Origin of the sequence: Methylobacterium fujisawaense (genome assembly GCF_014138435.1) — a bacterium.
Taxonomy (GTDB): Bacteria; Pseudomonadota; Alphaproteobacteria; order Rhizobiales; family Beijerinckiaceae; genus Methylobacterium; species Methylobacterium fujisawaense.
In genome coordinates, this window is record NZ_JACJIM010000003.1 from 654,990 (window position 1) to 672,780 (window position 17,791).

General features: G+C 67.4%; 18 protein-coding genes. 10 read left to right on the forward strand and 8 right to left on the reverse strand.

Going from position 1 to position 17,791, the window contains the following annotated elements:
- Nucleotides 1-2 precede the first annotated feature (2 nt).
- Genes GGQ91_RS12345 through GGQ91_RS12385 form a run of 9 tightly spaced genes read left to right on the forward strand, consistent with a single transcriptional unit; the run spans nucleotide 3 to nucleotide 12,132 of the window.
- The gene (locus tag GGQ91_RS12345; RefSeq protein ID WP_182592064.1) at nucleotides 3-1,499 is read left to right on the forward strand and encodes a gp53-like domain-containing protein; all 1,497 of its coding nucleotides are present in this window, start codon (nucleotides 3-5) and stop codon (nucleotides 1,497-1,499) included.
- 46 nt (nucleotides 1,500-1,545) lie between these two features.
- Nucleotides 1,546-2,280: a phage adaptor protein gene (locus GGQ91_RS12350; RefSeq protein WP_182592065.1), complete on the forward strand. Its 735-nt coding sequence runs from the start codon at nucleotides 1,546-1,548 to the stop codon at nucleotides 2,278-2,280.
- A complete protein-coding gene (locus tag GGQ91_RS12355; protein WP_182592066.1) occupies nucleotides 2,277-3,770 on the forward strand; it encodes a hypothetical protein in 1,494 nt (497 codons plus the stop codon). The genes GGQ91_RS12350 and GGQ91_RS12355 overlap by 4 nt, the downstream gene beginning before the upstream one ends.
- Nucleotides 3,767-4,081: a hypothetical protein gene (locus tag GGQ91_RS12360; protein WP_182592067.1), complete on the forward strand. Its 315-nt coding sequence runs from the start codon at nucleotides 3,767-3,769 to the stop codon at nucleotides 4,079-4,081. Before GGQ91_RS12355 ends, GGQ91_RS12360 begins: the two co-directional genes overlap by 4 nt.
- Complete coding sequence (locus tag GGQ91_RS12365; protein ID WP_182592068.1) at nucleotides 4,078-4,482, forward strand: hypothetical protein; 405 nt, start codon at nucleotides 4,078-4,080, stop codon at nucleotides 4,480-4,482. Before GGQ91_RS12360 ends, GGQ91_RS12365 begins: the two co-directional genes overlap by 4 nt.
- Nucleotides 4,482-5,885 (forward strand): hypothetical protein, encoded by a 1,404-nt coding sequence (locus GGQ91_RS12370; protein ID WP_182592069.1) that lies wholly within the window; start codon nucleotides 4,482-4,484, stop codon nucleotides 5,883-5,885. The genes GGQ91_RS12365 and GGQ91_RS12370 overlap by 1 nt, the downstream gene beginning before the upstream one ends.
- A 3-nt stretch (nucleotides 5,886-5,888) precedes the next feature.
- Nucleotides 5,889-6,935 (forward strand): lysozyme family protein, encoded by a 1,047-nt coding sequence (locus GGQ91_RS12375; protein WP_182592070.1) that lies wholly within the window; start codon nucleotides 5,889-5,891, stop codon nucleotides 6,933-6,935.
- A gap of 20 nt (nucleotides 6,936-6,955) precedes the next feature.
- Nucleotides 6,956-8,878, forward strand: coding sequence for a hypothetical protein (locus tag GGQ91_RS12380; protein ID WP_182592071.1), 1,923 nt, complete (start codon nucleotides 6,956-6,958; stop codon nucleotides 8,876-8,878).
- Nucleotides 8,878-12,132 carry a hypothetical protein gene (locus GGQ91_RS12385; RefSeq protein ID WP_182592072.1) on the forward strand — a complete coding sequence of 1,085 codons (3,255 nt, stop codon included), beginning with the start codon at nucleotides 8,878-8,880 and terminating at the stop codon, nucleotides 12,130-12,132. Before GGQ91_RS12380 ends, GGQ91_RS12385 begins: the two co-directional genes overlap by 1 nt.
- On the opposite strand, the gene GGQ91_RS12390 is transcribed toward GGQ91_RS12385, so the two are convergent.
- From GGQ91_RS12390 to GGQ91_RS12425, 8 genes are all read right to left on the reverse strand, one after another.
- The gene (locus tag GGQ91_RS12390; protein WP_182592073.1) at nucleotides 12,094-12,528 is read right to left on the reverse strand and encodes a hypothetical protein; all 435 of its coding nucleotides are present in this window, start codon (nucleotides 12,526-12,528) and stop codon (nucleotides 12,094-12,096) included. The genes GGQ91_RS12385 and GGQ91_RS12390 overlap by 39 nt on opposite strands.
- A gap of 167 nt (nucleotides 12,529-12,695) precedes the next feature.
- On the reverse strand, nucleotides 12,696-14,291 hold the full coding sequence (locus GGQ91_RS12395) for a hypothetical protein (protein WP_182592074.1): 1,596 nt from the start codon (nucleotides 14,289-14,291) through the stop codon (nucleotides 12,696-12,698).
- A 40-nt stretch (nucleotides 14,292-14,331) separates the two neighbouring features.
- On the reverse strand, nucleotides 14,332-15,069 hold the full coding sequence (locus GGQ91_RS12400; RefSeq protein ID WP_182592075.1) for a DUF2569 domain-containing protein: 738 nt from the start codon (nucleotides 15,067-15,069) through the stop codon (nucleotides 14,332-14,334).
- A gap of 141 nt (nucleotides 15,070-15,210) precedes the next feature.
- A complete protein-coding gene (locus tag GGQ91_RS12405; protein WP_182592076.1) occupies nucleotides 15,211-16,035 on the reverse strand; it encodes a hypothetical protein in 825 nt (274 codons plus the stop codon).
- Nucleotides 16,032-16,310: a hypothetical protein gene (locus GGQ91_RS12410; RefSeq protein ID WP_182592077.1), complete on the reverse strand. Its 279-nt coding sequence runs from the start codon at nucleotides 16,308-16,310 to the stop codon at nucleotides 16,032-16,034. Before GGQ91_RS12410 ends, GGQ91_RS12405 begins: the two co-directional genes overlap by 4 nt.
- Nucleotides 16,311-16,591: 281 nt before the next feature.
- A complete protein-coding gene (locus GGQ91_RS12415) occupies nucleotides 16,592-16,798 on the reverse strand; it encodes a hypothetical protein (RefSeq protein WP_182592078.1) in 207 nt (68 codons plus the stop codon).
- On the reverse strand, nucleotides 16,795-17,043 hold the full coding sequence (locus tag GGQ91_RS12420; protein WP_182592079.1) for a hypothetical protein: 249 nt from the start codon (nucleotides 17,041-17,043) through the stop codon (nucleotides 16,795-16,797). Before GGQ91_RS12420 ends, GGQ91_RS12415 begins: the two co-directional genes overlap by 4 nt.
- Nucleotides 17,036-17,308: a helix-turn-helix domain-containing protein gene (locus GGQ91_RS12425; protein WP_182592080.1), complete on the reverse strand. Its 273-nt coding sequence runs from the start codon at nucleotides 17,306-17,308 to the stop codon at nucleotides 17,036-17,038. Before GGQ91_RS12425 ends, GGQ91_RS12420 begins: the two co-directional genes overlap by 8 nt.
- A 73-nt stretch (nucleotides 17,309-17,381) precedes the next feature.
- Here GGQ91_RS12425 and GGQ91_RS12430 point away from each other — a divergent pair, with 73 nt between their 5' ends.
- Nucleotides 17,382-17,684, forward strand: a complete 303-nt coding sequence (locus GGQ91_RS12430) for a hypothetical protein (protein ID WP_182592081.1) — start codon at nucleotides 17,382-17,384, stop codon at nucleotides 17,682-17,684.
- The last annotated feature ends 107 nt before the right edge of the window (nucleotides 17,685-17,791 follow it).

The window sequence follows — 17,791 nt, forward strand, 5'->3', positions numbered from 1 at the left end:
CGATGATCCCGCACCGGTTCCGACGCCTCGTCGGCGTCCTTGCGCTTACCCTGGCGCCGTCTCTCGCGCTCGCCCAGTCCGCGCTCCAGCAGCCGGTGACGAGCGGGCCGAAGCCCGACGCGGTGCCGACCGCCTTCAACAAGCTCTACGCGAACGACCTCTTCCTCCAGAACTTGGTCGCGGGGCGCTTCAACACCCTTGGGGCCGCGGCCTACCTCAACGTCGGGACGGTGGCGGGCACTGTTGCCGACGGCGGTGCGGTGACCGCCGAGACGGCCCGGGCGATCGCGGCAGAGCAGGCGATCACCACCAACGTCTCCGCGAACGCGACCGCCATCGCGAACGAGACCAGCCGTGCACAGGGGGTGGAGGTGCTGAAGGCGCCGCTCGCCTCCCCGATCTTCACTGGCGTGCCTCGGGTCCCGACCGCGGCGCAGGGCACCTCCGGAACGCAAGCGGCGAGCCTCGACTTCGTCGCCACGGCGGTCGCCGCAGGTGCGGGCGGAAACCAGGGCGTCCCGCCGAGCCGCCAGATCTTGACCGGCGGTCTCGCCACCGGCGGCGGCGATCTGACCGCCGACCGCACGATCACGGTCCCGAAGGCCACCCAGACTGACGTCGCGACCGGTACGGACGACGCCAAGGCGCTGACGTCCTTCAGCATCGCGGCCGCGCTCGGCGCCAAGGCGCCCTACACCGCCGTCGTGCGCACCGATGTCGCGCAGTCGCTGACCGCAGCGCAGCGCATTCTAGCCAAGCAGAATGCCGGCGCGGGGCCAACAGGGATCCAGTCGACATCCGCGAGCATGACGCTTGATGGCTCGGCCGCAGGGAAGCTCATCTTCACCGGGACCGCCGGTATCGTAATCACTCTGCCGACAGTGTCCCAGACTGGCAGCGATCAGTCCGTCGCTATTCTGAACACGGCCCCTGGAGCGATCACCGTCGCCTCACAGGGCGCGTCCAACATCTTCACGTCCACCTATGGAGGGGCGGCGCTCACTGTCCCGCCGGGCGCACTGCTCTTCTTTCAGAACGACGGCACCAACTGGGTCACATCGAGCACCGCTTCGACCATTTCGCCGGCCTTCACAGGAACGCCGACCGCCCCGACCCCGACCGCAGGCGACAACAGCACGAAGCTCGCGACGACTGCCTATGCGGATCGGGCTGCGACAGCCGCCCCGTACGTGATCGCGGAGAGCCTTGGACCGAATGGCTACCGGAGGTGGTCTGATGGCTTCATCGAGCAGTGGGGTGCTGCGAGTTCGACATCTGCCGATTTTTCTCTGACGTTCCCGCTGGCCTTCCCGAATGCCTGCTGGGGCGTTTCAACCAATCCGAACTCCGGGGCTGGAGGCGCGACGGTCGCCTATGTCACGTCCGCGGACAGCTTCACGAAGACAACGGCGATCCTCCGCGGGCGCTCGGTGACAAACGGCGGAGCGGTTGCGGCGCAGGCCAACCTCAACATCGTCTGGCGCGCGTGGGGCAACTGATGCCTGTCCCGGCCCCGCCCTTCCATCGCTGACCACGGAGAGCGCCATGTCCTCCGGACTGTTTCCCGACTCCACCGCACAGGTGAAGTCGGCCTTCGCCGCGACGGTCGACAATCCGCTGATCCAGGCGGACGGCACCTCGACGGACGACGGTTCGCCCACGCTGTTGCGCATGGTCAACCAGATCGTCGACGAGCTCGACCGGCCCGACCTCGTCGGAGCGGTCCGGCATGCGATCCGGTTCGCGATCGGCTTCTGGCAGCGCGAGCGATTCCCGTTCAACGACGGCGTGCTTGAGTTCGCCACCGTGCCTGGACAGGCCGGCTACGGCGGCGCCGGCCTCGCCGGGCAGAACGTCATGCTGGCCATCGACAGCGCGGTGGCCATCGATGGCTCGAACACGACCTGGAAGCTGAAGCCCGTGCCGCTCGCCAGCCTGGACGCGCTGGGCGATCAGGATCAGGCCGGGCAGCCCGCCTACTTCGCCAAGTTCTCGGAGGGCTACCGGCTCTTCCCGATCCCGGACGGGGTCTACACGGTCCGCTTCACCGGCCATGTCCGGCTCGGCGCGCCCGCGACCGATGCCGACACGAACGCCTGGGTCGACGAGGCCTATGACCTCATCGCGGCCTACGCGAAGCGCTACCTCGCCCTGCACCGCCTCAAGGATCCGTCCCTGAAGCAGGCTATGGACGTGGCGGTGTCCGAGGCCTCGACCTCGCTCAAGGGGCTGGCCACCACGATGGCCGGCACCGGCGTCGTGCAGAGCTACGACCTGTGAAGATCTCCTTCGGCGCCTGGGCGCCCGATGTCGCGTCGAACGATGCGAGCGTCGCGGCGGTGGCGCGCAACGTGTTCCCGCGTCCCGACGGCTACGGGCCCGTCCCCGCGCCGAACCCGGTCACGCAGCCGCTGCCGGAGGAATGCCGGGGATCGATCGCGGTGCAGGCGCCGGATGGCTCCTGGGTCGCGTTCGCCGGGACTACGACGAAGCTCTACCGGCTGAGCCCGGTCACGAACGCCTGGGACGATGTCACCGGGTCGACCCCCTACCTCGTGCCCGAGGGGGATTACTGGTCGTTCGCCCTCTACGGCACGCGGCTGTTCGCGGTGCATCTCGGCGCGGTGCCGCAGGTGATCGACATCGCGACCGGGACCAAATTCGCGGACCTCGTCGCGGCCGACCCGGCCAACCCGCCGCCGAAGGCCCGGTTCGTCACCGTGGTCAGCGAGTTCCTGTTTCTCGGGAGCCTGCTGTCCGACCCAACCGCGATCCAGTGGTCGGGCATCGGCGATCCGACCTTCTGGACGCCGGGCGTGCAGGATTCCGACGTCCAGATCTTCCCCGACGGCGGTCACGTCACCGGCCTCGTCGGCGGCGAGAGCCTGCTGGTGTTTCAGGACCGCGCCATCCAGCAGATGGTGTTCGCCCCCGGCAGCAGCGCCGTGTTCCAGCGCTCGAAGCTGGAGGACGACCGCGGCGCGGTGGCGCCCTGGTCGGTGGTGAAGATCGGCCCGACCATTTTCTTCCTCGACCGGGATGGCGTCTACGCATTCGCGGCCGGCACCTCGGTGCCGATCGGCAAGAACCGGGTGAACGGCTGGATCCAGGCCCTGCGCGATCCGACCTTCGCACACACCGCGGTGGCGGTAGGCGATCCGACCGGCAGCCGCGTGTTGTTCGCGATGAAGAGCACGCGGGTCTCGGATCCGACGCTGCTCGACCTCGTGCTGGTCTACGACTCCGTGCAGGATCGCTGGACGCAGCTCGACCTCGTCCTACGCCACTGGCTGCGCGCCGAGACGGCGCCGGTCAGCATCGATTCCATCAACGAGGACATCGACGCAGGCACCTCGCCATACAACTTCGCGGGCGGTCTCTCGCTCGACTCCGCGCTGTTCTCCGGCGGCGTGCCGCTCATCGGCGTCTGGGGCACGGACAACCGGCTCGCGCTCCTCGAGGGGCCGAGCATGGAAGCGCTGATCGCCACGCCCGACGCGATGCTGTCGCGCCCGCGGCGGACCTACGCCCGGGGCGTCCGGGTAGATACCGACGCGGACGCCTGGTTCGCGCAGGTCGGCACGCGCGAGAGCCTCGGCGTCTCGGTGCCGGTCCGGTTCCGCGCCGAGAGCCCGCCGAACCGCGAGCGCATCGCCTGCTGCCACGCCTCGGGCCGGTACCACCGGGTGCAGGTGCGGATCCCGGCCGGCGATGCGTGGACCTATGCCACCGCCATCGAGCCCGATGCGGTGCCGGAGGGATCGGCATGAAGATGCCATCGAAGAGCGGTGCGTTCGACCGCTCCGAACTCGACAAGCACGTCGATGCGATCGGGGATCTGGTGACCGGCGCCTCGCACGCCGTGGGCGACCTTGTCCTGGCGCCCGACAAGACGCAGACCGTGGTCAAGAACCGCCTCTGCACCGCAGGGACGATGATCGCCTACTCGCCGACCTCGGCCTCGGCCGCCGCGGCGCGCCCGTGGACGGTGTCTTCGGAGAACGGCCAGTTCACGGTCGGCCACGACTCCTCGGCCGCGACCGACCGTACCTTCCACTACGAGCTTCGGCGCCGCGGATGATCCTCACGCCCGTGCCCGCCGACCAGGTCGATGCGATCTGGCCAGTGGCGGAGCCATGGCTGGCGCGCGTCTGCGACCGGCCGGAATCCGACCTGACCCTCGAAGGCTTGCGCGCGCTGTGCCGGGCCGGTGAGGGCCAGCTCGTCCTGATCGGTCCCGCGGGCGGTGCGCCGGTCGCGGCCGGGGTCACGCAAGTTCGCCAGCACCGGGACGAAAGCCGCTCCTGCTGGGTGCTCGCCGTCGGCGGCGGCGGCGCCCGGGCGTGGCGGCACACCCTCGCGCTGATCGAGGCCGGCGCGCGGCGGCTCGGCTGCGCCACCGTCGAGTTCGCGGGCCGGTCCGGCTGGGCCGGACTGCTGCCGGATTATGATTCCTACACCCACTTCCGAAAGGCGCTGTGATGGGCGGCTCTACCCAGACTTCCACGCAGCAGCAGCATTCTGAGACCCAGCCCTGGGCTCCGGCGATCCCCGGCCTGCAGGCGGTCATCAGCGACGCGGGCAAGCTCTACAACGGCGGCTCGGGCACGGGCATCTACTCGGGCCCGCGGGTCGCGCAGCTCGGCGATGATGCCCTGACCGGGCTGCAGTCGATCCGCGACCAGTTCGCGTCCGACAACGCCGCGCCGCAGGGCATCTCGTTCGCCCAGAGCCTGCTCGGCTCCAGCGGGATCTCACCGACCACGGCGCAGGGCCTGTCGATGCTGTCGAACGTGCCGAACGTCGATACGTCGCGGCTGTCGGGCCTCGCCGACCGGATCGGGAGCGCGAGCAACCCGATCAACCAGACTGCCAACAGCTTCATGTCCGGTTCGCGGGACCTGACCACCATCCCGCAGCTCGACGCGCTCTACGCGAAGAGTCAAGCCCCCTCGACCGCCGAGACCAACCTGTCGGGCATCGCCGCCGGCAACAGCCTCGACCCGACCACGAACCCGATCTTCCAGAAGCTGGTGAAGACCTCCTCCGACAACGCCCTCCAGGCGCAGAAGGAGGCATTCGCCGCGTCGGGCCGGTACGGGTCCGGATCCTTCGCGGGCGCCGCCACGAAGGCGGTGAACGATACCCAGAGCCAACTCTACGCCTCTCAGTACAACACCGAGGCGCAGCGTCAGCTCTCGGCCAACTCGCAGATCGACGCTGCACGGCAGGCCGCCTCGCAGCTCGGCCTCGGGATCACGAACGCCAAGAGCGGGGTGGAGTCGACGAACAATAGCCAGCGGCTCGCCGGTGCTCAGCTCAGGCAGGCCCAGCAGGGCCAGGAAGCGAGTGTCCTCGGGCAGGTCCTGGGCGGGGACGAGTTCAACAGCAACCTGGGGGTCACGAAGGCGCAAGGGTTCATTGGGGCCGGGCAGACCGGACAGTCGCAGGCCCTCCAGGCAGCCTCCATGCTGCCGGCGCTCGACGCCTCCCGGTACGCGCCCGCGCAGCAGATGCTCGGTGTCGGTTCGATCCTGCAGGGGCAGGATCAGGCCAACATCGGGGCCGCCCAGCAGGTCTTCGACGAGACCAACCAGATGCCGTGGGCAAATCTGGACAGATACGCCGGCCTCATGGGCGGGCTTGCCGGCCTGGGCGGCACGACGGATTCGACTGGCCGCACGCAGACCCGGACGAGCCAGAGCTTGGGCTCGACGCTCATCGGCGGCCTCAGCAGCGGCCTGGGGCTCCTCGGGATGACGGGCGCCTTCGGGCCGGTCGGCGCCGCCGCCGGCGGGATCGGCGGGATGAGCGGTGCGAGCAGCGCGGGCGGGTATCTGACGCCGTACCTACGCAGCGCCGCCTCTTCGATCTTCGGGAGGTAGGTCATGGCCTTCGGCTTCAGCATCCCGGCGATGGGCTCGCAGGATCAGGCGTTTGGCCTGACCCCCGACATGCTCGCGGCGATCAGCCAGATGGCGGCCAGGGGCGCCGCGGCGCCGGCTCCGGCTCAGCCTGCCGCCGCCGCGTCGGTGGCCCAGCCCGCACCCGCGCAGCAGCCGGCGCCGATGGCCATGAGCCTGTCGCCGAGCCCGCCCGAGGCGCCACGACAGCCGGCCGCCGCGCAGGCATCGTCGGCGCAGAGTGGCGTCAGCCCATCGCTCGTGGACCGGATCGTCGGCGCGGAGTCGGGTGGGAACGCCACAGCGAAGAACCCGAACTCGTCCGCGACGGGGGCGGGTCAGTTCATCTCGGGCACGTGGCTCGACATGATGAAGCGGTACCGGCCCGACCTCGCCGGCAGCCTGCCGAGGGAACAGCTCCTCTCCCTGCGCAACGACCCCGCGCTGTCGCGCGAGATGGTCAACCACTACGCCGAGGAGAACGGCGCGAAGCTCCGGGCGGCCGGCCTGCCCGACAACGACGGCACCCGCTACCTCTCGCACTTCGCCGGGGCCGGTGGGGCTCGCTCCGTCCTCTCGGCCGACCCGTCGACGCCGGTCAGCCAAGTGCTTGAGGCCAGCCAGGTCGCGGCCAACCCGTTCCTGCGGAACATGACGGCGGGCCAGTTGACGGACTGGGCCGCGGGGAAGGTCAGCGGCTCGGCGCCGAAGATGACGATGCCGGGCGGTTCGAGCCGTCCGGCAGCGTTCGGCCTGTCCGGCCCGACGCAGGCGGGCGGTGCCGGGACCGTGCTGCCGGCCGGCGGCGGGGACATGTCGACGCCGAACCCCATGGCGACGGCTGATCCGAGCGCGACCGCGATAGGGGCGCCCGGCATGGCCGGCGCAGATGGCGGCCAGGGCCGCGGGTCCGGCAAGGGCGGCCAGAAGCAATCCGGCGGCGCGTCACCGATGCAGTTCCGCACGGTGAGGCCGAAGCCCTTCGGCTTCATGTCGCCCATGCAGTTCGCCGGGCAGCGGACCGGACAGTAACCCGACACGAAAGGCGCTCCATGTCCGCTGGCCTCACCACCGACGCCTCGTCCCTGCTGGACGGCCTCTCCCCGGATCTGCTCGCGCGGCTCCTTCAGGCGCAGCCGCCGCAGGCCGCCCCTTCGGTCGATAGCCTCCTGTTCGATCGCAGCACTCTCGGCGCGCCCGACAACGCGTTCTCGGGCAACTCGGGAACGATCGTCTCGGCTCAGCCGCAGCAGGTGGCCGCGCCGGCGACGGCCGTGCCGTCCATGCTCGGCGCCGAGCCGCCCGTGATGCCGCAGATGCAGGCGGCTCCAACGAACGTGCCGTTGGAGACTGGGGCGATCCAGAAGCCGCAGACAGCCCCACCGCCGAGCGGCGGCGAGGAGATCGCCGCGCCGACGGCGCCTGCGCGCGCCTCCGATCTGTCGGCGCTTCGTCCCGGCATGTCGCCGGTCAGCGGCTTTGACCCTTTGACGGGCCAGCCGGTGTCGGGCTCGCCGCAGCCCGTCTCGGCCGCCCCTTCGTCGACACCGACCGCCGACAACTCTCCGGGCTTTCTGAGCCGCCTCAGCGACCCCCGCGTCTACAACACGCTTCTCGGCGTCGGCTCGGGCATCCTCTCCGGCAAGAACTTCGCGGAGGGGCTCAGCCAGGGCGTCCAGAACGCGGCTGCCCTCAATGCGCACCAGGGCGCGAACGACCTTGCGCAGGCGAAGTCACGCATGGAGCAGTACAAGCTTCAGCGCGAACTCGCCGGGCAGAACCAGACGGCCAAGATCATCTCGCAGAAGATGGGCATCCCCCTGGAGGACGCGACCGCGTTGGCGATGAACCCCACCTACGTGCAGGGCTTCCTCTCCTCGCAATTCGGCGCGCAGGATGGCCGGGTGCGGAACGCGGACGGCACGATGTCGGTAGTGCCGGGCAGCCAGCAGGATCCGACGCAGGTGGCAGCCGTCGCGACCGCCCAGCGTCCGACGCCGGAGCAGACCAAGGCAACCGCACAGGCGCAGGCCGAGGGCACAGACGCCGGCACGCCGAAGGAGCCTGATATCCTCAGCCCCGGGCAGGTCATGCTCGACCCAGACACGCATCAGCCGGTTGCGGCGGTGCCGAAGGAGGTGGAGGCGACGGCTGATATTAAGAATTGGCAAGAAGCCAAGCGCAGCAGCGGGTACGCCGGCTCGCTTCAGGACTGGATCAACGAACGCGCGCAGGCCGGCCGGAACCAGACGACGATCAACATGCCCCCGCAAGAGCTGGCGCGGGACAAGAAGGTCGGCGACGCGATCGGCACGGACCTCGCCGATTACATCGGTGCGGCCCGGCCGGCGCGGGATAAGATGGCCGCGCTCAACATCCTGGAGGATGCCTGGAAGGCCGGCGGCGACAAGATCACCACCGGCCCGATGGCGGATCGCGTGCTCGGCCTCAAGCAGTTCGCCCGCGGATCGCTCGGCCTCAACATCGGCGATGACATCGCGCCGTCCGAGCTCATCTCGAAGATCGGGACGCAGCTTGCCACGGCCGACGCCAAGTCACTCACGGCCCGTCCGACGCAGTTCGACTTCGCGACGTACCTGCGCAACAACCCGGGCCTGACGCTCACCCCGGAGGGCAATGCGGCGCTGATCAATATCAAGAAGCAGCAGGCCCAGCATGAACTCGACCTCGCCGCGCTCGCGCGCCGGAAGGAGAACTGGGAGAACTGGGACGATGTGGTCGCGGACTATGACCGCAAGCACCCGATCAACAGCCCGCTCACAGGTCGGCCGCTCGGTGCCTCCAGCGTCGAGTTCCCAGGCTCGCAGGGCGGTGGCGGCCAGGGTGGCCAGCCCAGGCAGGACGCTTCGGCCCGGCCGCCGCAGGGGGCGCCTGCTGGGGCGCGGCAGGCCGGCGACGGCAACTGGTACGTCGCGGACCCGAACCGCCCCGGGAAGTATCTGAAGGTGCAGTGATGGTGGATCTCGTCCCTGTCGACTTCGATCCCTTCGCCGGCCAGGGCCAGCAGGCGTCGGCCGGCACGAAGCTCATCCCCGTCGACCACGACCCCTTCGCGGACGAGCCGTCGCTCGCCGCGAAGGCCGGCGCCGTCGCGAAGGACATGGCGCGCTCAGCCGAGGCGGGCGTGGATGCCGGCGTGGCGGGTTTGGTCGGGGCGCCGAATGCGCTGCTGGCACTCGGCGACAAGCTTCTCAGCTACCCAGCGAAAGCTATCGTGCGGGCCACGGGGTTCACGCCTGCCAGCGATTTGCCGGGCGGGGATACCCGTCCCTCGATCGCGGACGGCTTTGTCTCCCCGGCGACGGTCGCCAAGTCGATGGAGGCCGCGACCGGCCCCGCCTACAAGCCTGAGACCACAGCCGGCGAATGGGCACACACGGTCGGCGAGTTCGCGCCGAACGCCGCGATGGGCGGTGGCACGCTGGCGCAGCGTGTCGGACAGGTTGTCGTGCCGGCCCTCGCCTCCGAGGGCGTCGGCCGCGCGGTTCGGACCATCGCGCCGGAACTGGAAGGGCCGGCCCGGCTCATCGGGGCGCTGGCCGGCGGCGTGGGCGCGGCGGTGGCGCAGGCTCCGCGCGGCGCATCCGCCGTCATGCGCGACGGGCTGGAGGGGATCTCGCCCGAACACCTTGAGCGCGCGCAGGCCGTGATGCAGGCGGCGCGCGATCTTCCCGGCGGCGGTGTCCCGCTGTCCCTGGACGAGGCGCTGAACCAAGTCACGGGCGGCCAGGCCACGCGCGCCTCGCAACTCGCCCACACCGTCGCGACGGGCGGCGGCGAGGGCCAGCGCATCGCCACCGAGTTCTACGCCGCGCGCCCCGGGCAGGTGGATGCTGCCGGCCGTGCCGCGTTCCAGGGCTTGGCCGATGCGCCGGCCGCGCCCTCGGCGCTCGGCGCATCGGTGCAGGATGCCGCCCGCACGGCCGTCGCCGAGACCCCGCAGGGCATGGCGCTCGCCGAGGCGCGGCAGGCCGCCGGCCCGCGCGTCACGCCGGAGCAGGCCGGGAACGTGATCCAGCCCGCGCTCCGCGAGGCGTTCGACCGCCGCGAGGGCATGCGGGCCGCGCTGGCCGAGCAGGATTACCGCGCGGCCGAGCGCGCGCCGGAGAGCGTCGGCATCGAGCGCACCGTGCCGGTGGAGCGGCCGGGCGAGCCGATCATGACCCAGCAGCAGTACAGCCGCCCGCAGTTCACGGATCAGGCGCCGGCCCCGCTCGGCCCGCCGCCCGGTCGCGGCGACGGCACCCCCGCCGAGGCCGGCCCCGAGAGCCTCGCGCGGTTCGTCGCCCGCAACGGCGGACTGCGCCTCGACGGCGACGTGGCGGCCACGGACCTCCACCGGTTCAACATCCCTGGCGTCGGGAACGTCGCGCGCCAGAATGGTAAGGGCATCGACGACTTCTGGCGCGAGCGGCTGATCGAGGAGGGGTACTTCCGGCCCGATGCCGACGGCGGCATGGCGCGGGACATCTCTTCCGAGCTGCTGCGGAAGCTCCAGAACGAGCAGCGCGGCGCGCCCTCGTACCCGCTCGGCTCGCAGCGGCAGGTCGCCGGCCCGACCTCCGGGCAACTTGGCGACGAGTATGCGGCGGCGCTCTCGCACGCCGAGACCCGCCTGGACGCCGACCTCGGCAAGGCCGGCATCGACCCGAAGAGCATCCATCCGGACATCCGCTCCCGGGCCCTCGGCGCCATGATGCGCGGCGAGACCGCCGAGCCGCTCGACGCGCTGGAGCGGACCATCGGAGCCCTCCGCGAGCCGCCCGCCCCGTTCGTGAAGTCAACCACGGTGCAGGAGCAGATCCCGGATGTGCGGTTCGGCCAGGCCAACCCGCAACCGGTGCTCGACCACATCGAGGAGGCGATGCGCTCGGCCAAGGGGCCGGCGGCGGTGGCGCTCCAGCAGGCCCGGCGCACCCTGTACGAGCCGGACGGCAAGACGCTCGACCTCACGGTGGCCGGCCTGCATGGCGCCCGGCAGGCGATGTCCGACCTGATCGACAAGGCGCCGGCCCAGACCCAGCGCATGCTCCTCGGGGTTCGTGACCGCCTCGACCGCACCCTGTCGGCGGTGCCGGAATACGAAGCGGCCCGGTCCGGGTTCGAGGCGGCCTCGCGCAACCTCGACCCGTTCGCGTCCGGCTCGGCCCCGGGCCGGATCGTGGCGCAGGATCAGACGAGCGGGCGGTTCTCGATGCCGGCCGAGCAGGTGCCCGGCGCGATCGCCGAGGGTCCGAGCGCGGCGCGCGACTTCGCCTCCATCGCGAGCCCCGAGGCGCGGCGCGCGTTCGAAGGTCAACTCACCACCCGCCTGCTCGACGGCGCGACCGATGCGACCACGGGCGTGCTCGACGGCGGCAAGCTCCGTGGCGCGCTCCGTCAGCACGCGGATCTCCTCGACCAGATGCCGGCCGTGCGCGACCGCATCGCCGGCATCGCGACGGCGCGCGAAGGCATGGCGGCGGTTGAGCGCTCCCCGCTCGGGCACCTCGCCGAGGGCCATCCCGATCTGAAACGCGCGATCGGCGTGCTGTTCGATCGCGACCCGCTGGCCGGCGGTGAGCGCGAGATCGGCGCGGCGATGGGCGCGCTGGCGAAGGCCGACCCGCAGTCCGCGCGCCAACTCGCCCGCATCCACCTGGAGACCGCGTTCAACGACGCCGTGGCCGAGAAGCGCGGCCTGCCGGCGCAGTACGGCGGGGCCGGGTTCGCGTCGGCCGTGGCGGGGAATCCGCAGCAGGCCAAGAACCTCGAAGCGTCGATCCGGGCGCTGCCCGACGGCGACGTGCTCTGGGGCAGCCTCGACCGGTTCCTGACTACGCTCAAGGCGACCGGCTACAAACCGCAGGCGGGCGGCGACGCGACCTTCAACGCCCGCGTCGGTGAACAGCTCTCCGGTGGGAAGGGGGTCGGCCCGGCCATCGCGGGAGCCCTCGCCAACGCGGCGGCCGGCGCGGGCGCGGCGGGAATGGGCGGCGCCCTGGCGGGCGGCGTGCTCGGCGCCAAGAAGGCGGCGGCCGATGCCTTCTCCTGGTATCAGGCCGCCCGCAACGGCGAAGCTGTGGCCAGGATGCTGTTCGACCCGAAGGCCCTGCCGGATCTGCGCGCTCTGGCGAAGTCGGCGCCGGGGAGCAAGAACGCCCTCGGCTTCACCCATCGCCTGCTGGCGCTATCGGGGTCCGCCGCGGCGCCGCGCGAGCGTCGCTGAGGCGAGATCCCATAGACGGGTGAGCGCGACCGTAGCCATGCCGACGAGAGCAGCGAACAGCAGGAGGGTGATCGGATACGCCTGCCAAGGCACCGGCCCCTTGTCCGCATACGGGCTGGCGAAGGTCAGCCACATCCCGCCGCCAACCACCGCAACCTGCGCTGCGGTGATTGCCGCGTGCCGCCACCCCCATCGGTGCGGCAGCACCCGAAGCAGCGGCTTCGGCGGTGCGGGCGGCAATGCAGGATGGTCAGGGTGCGAGCGGCGTAGCCATGCGTACCGCTCGTCGCCCCGGCCGGCCCGGTAGGCGTGCGCGTCGCGCAGGTACATGCTCGCGGCCCACGCCGCGAGGCTGCCAACGAGCACGATGGCGAGGAGGGTGCCGGGATCTGGCATCGTTGCACCATGCCAGCGCCATGGGCGCCCTTGCAAGGCTCGGCAATTACGCCACTATGCTTCTTCCGGCTTGGCACTGCGCGGCGCGGTAGCGCGCGGCATGGTGGGGCTTGGCCAGGTATGGACCCCCTCGGGGTATGGGCGGCCTTCGGGCCGCCCTTTCATCATTATGTCGTAGTGTTGTCGCCCTCTTCAGCTTCGCCGAAGTTGCGAACCATGCATATTCCTGCGCCAGGTTCCGACTTCAGCTCGGCGACTCGCCCGCGCAGATCGTCGATTGGAACAATCTCAAGATCTTGTAGCGAGAGGTCCTCTGCTGAAATCGAATGCATTTCGGTGCTACTATCAAAGATGAACGTAGCGCTCGCAATAGCCAATACTGCTTGGTTGTCGAGAACTATAGTATCGATAAACCTTCCATATTCGCGCTCAGGCAAGCCTTCTGGTAAATGTGCTCCGAGGCCCATTTTGACTGATAGCGCATCATCACCGCGTATTAGCGCGGCGCATACACGTGCGCTCTCCACATTTCGAACGATCGCGGCATGTCCATAAATCGCCGCTGCAGCGCCAGATGCGCTCGACAAAACGAGATTGATATCATCAATAATATTAAGCGATATAACGCACTCTTCTTCGGTGATGGTGTCAATTTTCTTGGTCAAATTCAATGTTTGCTTTTTCAGGCGCTTTGGATGCAGCTCGATTTGGCAGCCCTCCTTAGTCATTTCCTTGACAAAACTATACCAATTCTTCCATTGAGATGAATCAAGTTTCGGATTTTCGGGAGTTATGTCAACCGACTGAAACGCAAGTCTTTCATCGGTTAGAATGAATTTAAATAGTTCAGAGCTTATAACAATTTTTCTAGCTTTCTTGTTGTCGTTTAAACCAGGTGCCATCAAAATTGTACCAGAGAATGTCGCAGCAACGGCAAATCTATTGCGTCGGACAATGATCGAGCAGGTGTCGGCCGGCGATGGGGTGAATGAAATTTTTCCTTCGGTGGGGAAATCTTTAGTTTGAATGGCAATGCCAAAGCGGGTCTCTTTGTTTACCGCGGAACTGAAAGGCAAGTCGCTTTTGAGCCCGAGCAATGCGTCGGTGAACTCTTCTTCGTTTTGAACGGAAAGTTTGAAATCGAGGGTGTGCCGCAGCGGCTCGTACCCGAGTTCAGCAAGCTGACGCGTCTTTTCTGCTTGATAAGCGGTAAGATCTGGCCCGATCGCCTCTTCCACGGCTGCGCGCAGAGCCTTCCCATCCGCACCTATCAGCGCGCCGATGATGGTGGCGGACATATAAATATACTCATTATTGATTTTCTTTTTTCCTGCCTGCTGAAGTTCTCGGAGTTTTCTGAGAACGGCAACAAGATTGTCGCCGATGATGTGAGCTAGAAAAACTTCGCTCGGCGTCTGATCGTGATTAAACTTAGTTATATATACGAATGACGGCTTGGGATCCTTAGCAAGACGCTCAATTGACGTCATTCGAAACTTAATTTGATTGTTGTCGTGCCACATAGATTTCAGCTGAAAATGAGCAGAAATGGGATTTTCTCTCTTGTCTAATTCAGCTTCGCTCTGATGGTTGATGGGCCACTCAACAATAAAATCCCATCCTGATCGATCTCGGTGAGCCGTATTAGCGATGAGCTCTGCGCCGGCGCAGATTGTTGCGAAGCGCCCCTCTCCGACCGCCCCAAGAGCATCGCTGTTGATTGGGCGGCCTTCATCTTGATCGCCATCATCTTTACCGCTCAAAGCTTCGCCTCCGTCTGCTATACGTTTTTTTTCTATCGTTTTATTTAGAAAATGTGCCGGCGACGCGCTTCGACTTGCGCATGTACGGGATCCAGATCAGTGCGGCGCCGATCGCCCTACCCATCGAGCGCCCGGTCTCCTGATCGATCGCGACGCCGAACAGCGCTTGCGCCAGTAGCGCGTCGGCCGTGACCAGGGCCGCGGTGGCCGCGAGCGCGGCGATGTAGACCTTGGGGTAGCGACGGTCCCGCTGCACCATCAGGACGAGCGCCCACGCGCTGAGCGCTATCATCGCGCAGTTCAGCGCGATCTCGCCGTACACGAACAGGAAGACGGGGTGGCTGCGGTCCTTCGCCTGCGTCACCACCTCGACGAGGTCGATCGCGGCCTTGGCGGGGAAGAACGGGGCGACGATGGTCCCGAACGCAGGCAGGAGCAGCCACCCGCGGAAGCCGGTCGGTGGGGCGCGCTTGACCCATCGCGGCCCCTCGACAGCGACGGGCGCGAGCACCGGGTTGGCGGCGGCGCCCAGGCTGGCCGGGGTCGGCTCGACTTCGGGTTCGCCCATGAACCCCCGGACCGCCCAGCCGACTGACCAGCACGTCGCGTAGAGAGCGCCGGCCACGGCGAGCGCCACCCCTCCGACCGCCGCCAGAGTGCTGCGATCACCAGCCTCGGCCGCCCCGGCGATGAGGAGGCCAGCTCCTATTGCCGCGACGGGCACGGCGAGGATGAGTCCGACGCGGTGGAATCCGACGGCGATACGAGAGCGGTTCATGGCAGTTGTCCTTGTTCGAACAACCTACGCGAGTGTGGATGAGGCGCTATTGCACGCCCGCCACAGTCTCGCCGCATTACGTGTCCGTCCGGGGCCACCGGGCAGTGCGACACGTGACAACACGAAGATTTAAGACGCTAGCTATCGCCTTGCGGTGCCAAGTCCTGGAGAAATATCAGTTCGCTCGTTCATCAAACGAGTCGCCTCGAAAAAAGTTATATCGTAAGGCGGCGCATACTCTGCCTCGCGGACAAACTCACCTGACGCTTTCAGAAGATAGCTATGCAGTCTCCTGAGAGCGGCCCCATCACTCTGCGCGAAGCCTTCCACTAGAATTGGAAAATTATCAGCATTATGACCCTGACTAGATAAAACATCGCGTATCAGATGCATATTTCGCCAGCATGTAAGTGTTGGGCTATTTTCTATGACCTTCATAACACCAAGCAAATTTGGGTCGATTGTTGACTGATAACGCTGTATTATTATATCGATACCAGAAGTTATTTCTATAGATGTTGACTGAAGTCTACGCCACCAAGGTGTAACGGGAAGCTGTCCACTGCTTGCACTCGCGTCGAAGTGTGTCGATACGAGCTGTACCGTCGCCTCATTGAAGAAATCAGTTCCCTCCTCCGGCGCGGTATCGCTGGTAGCCTTAACAACGTCGCTCCATGTTCCGCAATATTTTGCGAGAATGCGACAAGCGTCAATATATATCGCGTATCTAATCGGTTTAGTGCGCCGCATCTCATTGCGTTTAAGTATCCATCCAAGAAATACGACCGTAAATACGAGATCTATGCCGCCAGCAAATATATTGCTCATCAAGTCGCGGCCGGGCCAACTATCTGGATAAAAGGCGTACAGTAGGCCTGCCACGAACAAGAACAGAGCCGCCGCTGCTGCTGGAGCCTGTTTTTCGAAAAAGTCTTTGACCAAAGTCGTTTGATCCAGGCGCCTCACGGCAATAACTCCTCCTCGGCCTCGTTCACCGGGCGGCGCTCGCACACAAGGGCGACGTAATCGGGGAAGTCGCGCGGGTTGAAGATGCGCCGCTTCACGGTGAGCAATTGGCGCGGGATCGGGACGAGGCTCTCGCCGACCGCCAGCGGCAGCAGGAACTCGTCGCCGATCGCTGGCACGATGCCACCGCACTGGTCCAGGCGCAGCTCGCGCCGGGCATCCACCACGCGCCCGTCCGCCTCGACATAGTGCAGGCGGATCGTCAGCGGCTCCATGGCCTCGGCTCAAGTTCGGGGGGGATTGGGGGGATTGGGGGGGATATTTGAACTGTTTACGCGCATGCCCGACCCTCCAGGCGATCGCGCATGCGCTTGAAACATCCCCCCCAATCCCCCCAATCCCCCCCAGATCCGGGCCGCATCTACTTCGGCGCGCCGCCGTCCGCCCGGTCCAGCAAGCGTGTCACGAGGTAGACGATAACGGCCGCGCCAACGAGCATCAGCGGCGCGCCCAGCGGCCACGAGAGCGGATCGCTAAGCATCGCGCCCCCGAACACCTAGCGCTGGGTTCGGATCAGGTTGTCCTTCAGCAGCCGGTCCGCGTCGTCGCCCGCCTTCACGCGCTGACGGTCCGCCGCCTCGCGCTCGGCCACCATGCGGTCGATCCGGGCGGCGCTGCGCTTCGACAGGAGCAAGCTCGCGGCCGTGAGGCAGGCTGTTGCGACGGCGGCGGCGGAGATGGACAGCCAGAGTGCTTCGGTCATCTCAGCCGCTCCAGGGTCAGGTACGCCGCATAATGTAAGGCGACCGCGAGCAAGAACCAAACGACCATCAGAAGCAGGGTCGCGCCGGTCGGATGGACCGCGTCGCGGGAGACGCTCACGATCGGGGTGATGACACCAGCCACGATGAAGCCGGCCGCCACGGTGTTGAGCAGCGTCGCCCGGATCTTCGTCTGCTCGTTGTGGACGGTGATCTGCCGGGCGATCTCGGCGGGGGTCTCAGCCATCGGAATGCGATCCACCCCGCAGCCGCACGCCCGGCCCGCCGCCGTTGGCCGGGATGAACTCGACGCCGGCCGATTCGAGGGCAGCGATCACCGCCCGGACATTGTTCGGCATACCTGCCGCAGGGCCTTCGCTGGCCTCCATGCGCTTCAGGGTCGGCACGGAGATCGAGGCGGATGCCGCAAGCTCTGCTTGACCCATAGCCAGCAGCGAACGCGCGGCGGCGATCTGCCTGCCCGTCGCTGTATAATGATCTTTTTGGCTCATATCGATCCGAAGGTGTTGACTTCCGTCGCGCCGTGATCCATAAGTATCACGTCAACACGAAGGGTTCAACGCCATGTCCCTCCAGCGCAAGATCTCCTGGACCGCCGCCCTCCGCGATGTCCGCGCCGACCGCGCCGTTGTCGCCCCGGGCGTCGTCTCGGCCCGCGCGCTGATCCAGGGTCTCGCCCGCATCCGCCGTACCCGCCTCGTCACCCCGACAGGCGCGTTCGACCGGGCCGCCATCATGGCCGCTGCGGTCGAGGTCGCGAAGGCTCACCAGCTCCGCACGGGCGCCGCCTGGGGTGTCGCCATGTCGGTCGGCCTCACCGCCGCTTGGCAGGCCGCTCGCGCCGCCCGTGCCGCCATCGCTCACTGAGGAGGAGACCCGGCCGGCCGCGCGCCGGCTTGCACAAAGCCGGGCGAATGTCCGGGGAAATCTCACCCCAAACCTGGGGTCAATTCACCCCAGACTTTCGCCGACAG

Excerpts from the sequence above, each read along its gene's own strand:
- GGQ91_RS12345 (WP_182592064.1), top strand. The coding sequence starts at position 3 with ATGATCCCGCACCGGTTCCGACGCCTCGTCGGCGTCCTTGCGCTTACC.
- GGQ91_RS12350 (WP_182592065.1), top strand. The coding sequence starts at position 1,546 with ATGTCCTCCGGACTGTTTCCCGACTCCACCGCACAGGTGAAGTCGGCC.
- GGQ91_RS12360 (WP_182592067.1), top strand. The coding sequence starts at position 3,767 with ATGAAGATGCCATCGAAGAGCGGTGCGTTCGACCGCTCCGAACTCGAC.
- GGQ91_RS12365 (WP_182592068.1), top strand. The coding sequence starts at position 4,078 with ATGATCCTCACGCCCGTGCCCGCCGACCAGGTCGATGCGATCTGGCCA.
- GGQ91_RS12370 (WP_182592069.1), top strand. The coding sequence starts at position 4,482 with ATGGGCGGCTCTACCCAGACTTCCACGCAGCAGCAGCATTCTGAGACC.
- GGQ91_RS12375 (WP_182592070.1), top strand. The coding sequence starts at position 5,889 with ATGGCCTTCGGCTTCAGCATCCCGGCGATGGGCTCGCAGGATCAGGCG.
- GGQ91_RS12380 (WP_182592071.1), top strand. The coding sequence starts at position 6,956 with ATGTCCGCTGGCCTCACCACCGACGCCTCGTCCCTGCTGGACGGCCTC.
- GGQ91_RS12385 (WP_182592072.1), top strand. The coding sequence starts at position 8,878 with ATGGTGGATCTCGTCCCTGTCGACTTCGATCCCTTCGCCGGCCAGGGC.
- GGQ91_RS12390 (WP_182592073.1), bottom strand. The coding sequence starts at position 12,528 with ATGCCAGATCCCGGCACCCTCCTCGCCATCGTGCTCGTTGGCAGCCTC.
- GGQ91_RS12400 (WP_182592075.1), bottom strand. The coding sequence starts at position 15,069 with ATGAACCGCTCTCGTATCGCCGTCGGATTCCACCGCGTCGGACTCATC.
- GGQ91_RS12410 (WP_182592077.1), bottom strand. The coding sequence starts at position 16,310 with ATGGAGCCGCTGACGATCCGCCTGCACTATGTCGAGGCGGACGGGCGC.
- GGQ91_RS12415 (WP_182592078.1), bottom strand. The coding sequence starts at position 16,798 with ATGACCGAAGCACTCTGGCTGTCCATCTCCGCCGCCGCCGTCGCAACA.
- GGQ91_RS12420 (WP_182592079.1), bottom strand. The coding sequence starts at position 17,043 with ATGGCTGAGACCCCCGCCGAGATCGCCCGGCAGATCACCGTCCACAAC.
- GGQ91_RS12425 (WP_182592080.1), bottom strand. The coding sequence starts at position 17,308 with ATGAGCCAAAAAGATCATTATACAGCGACGGGCAGGCAGATCGCCGCC.
- GGQ91_RS12430 (WP_182592081.1), top strand. The coding sequence starts at position 17,382 with ATGTCCCTCCAGCGCAAGATCTCCTGGACCGCCGCCCTCCGCGATGTC.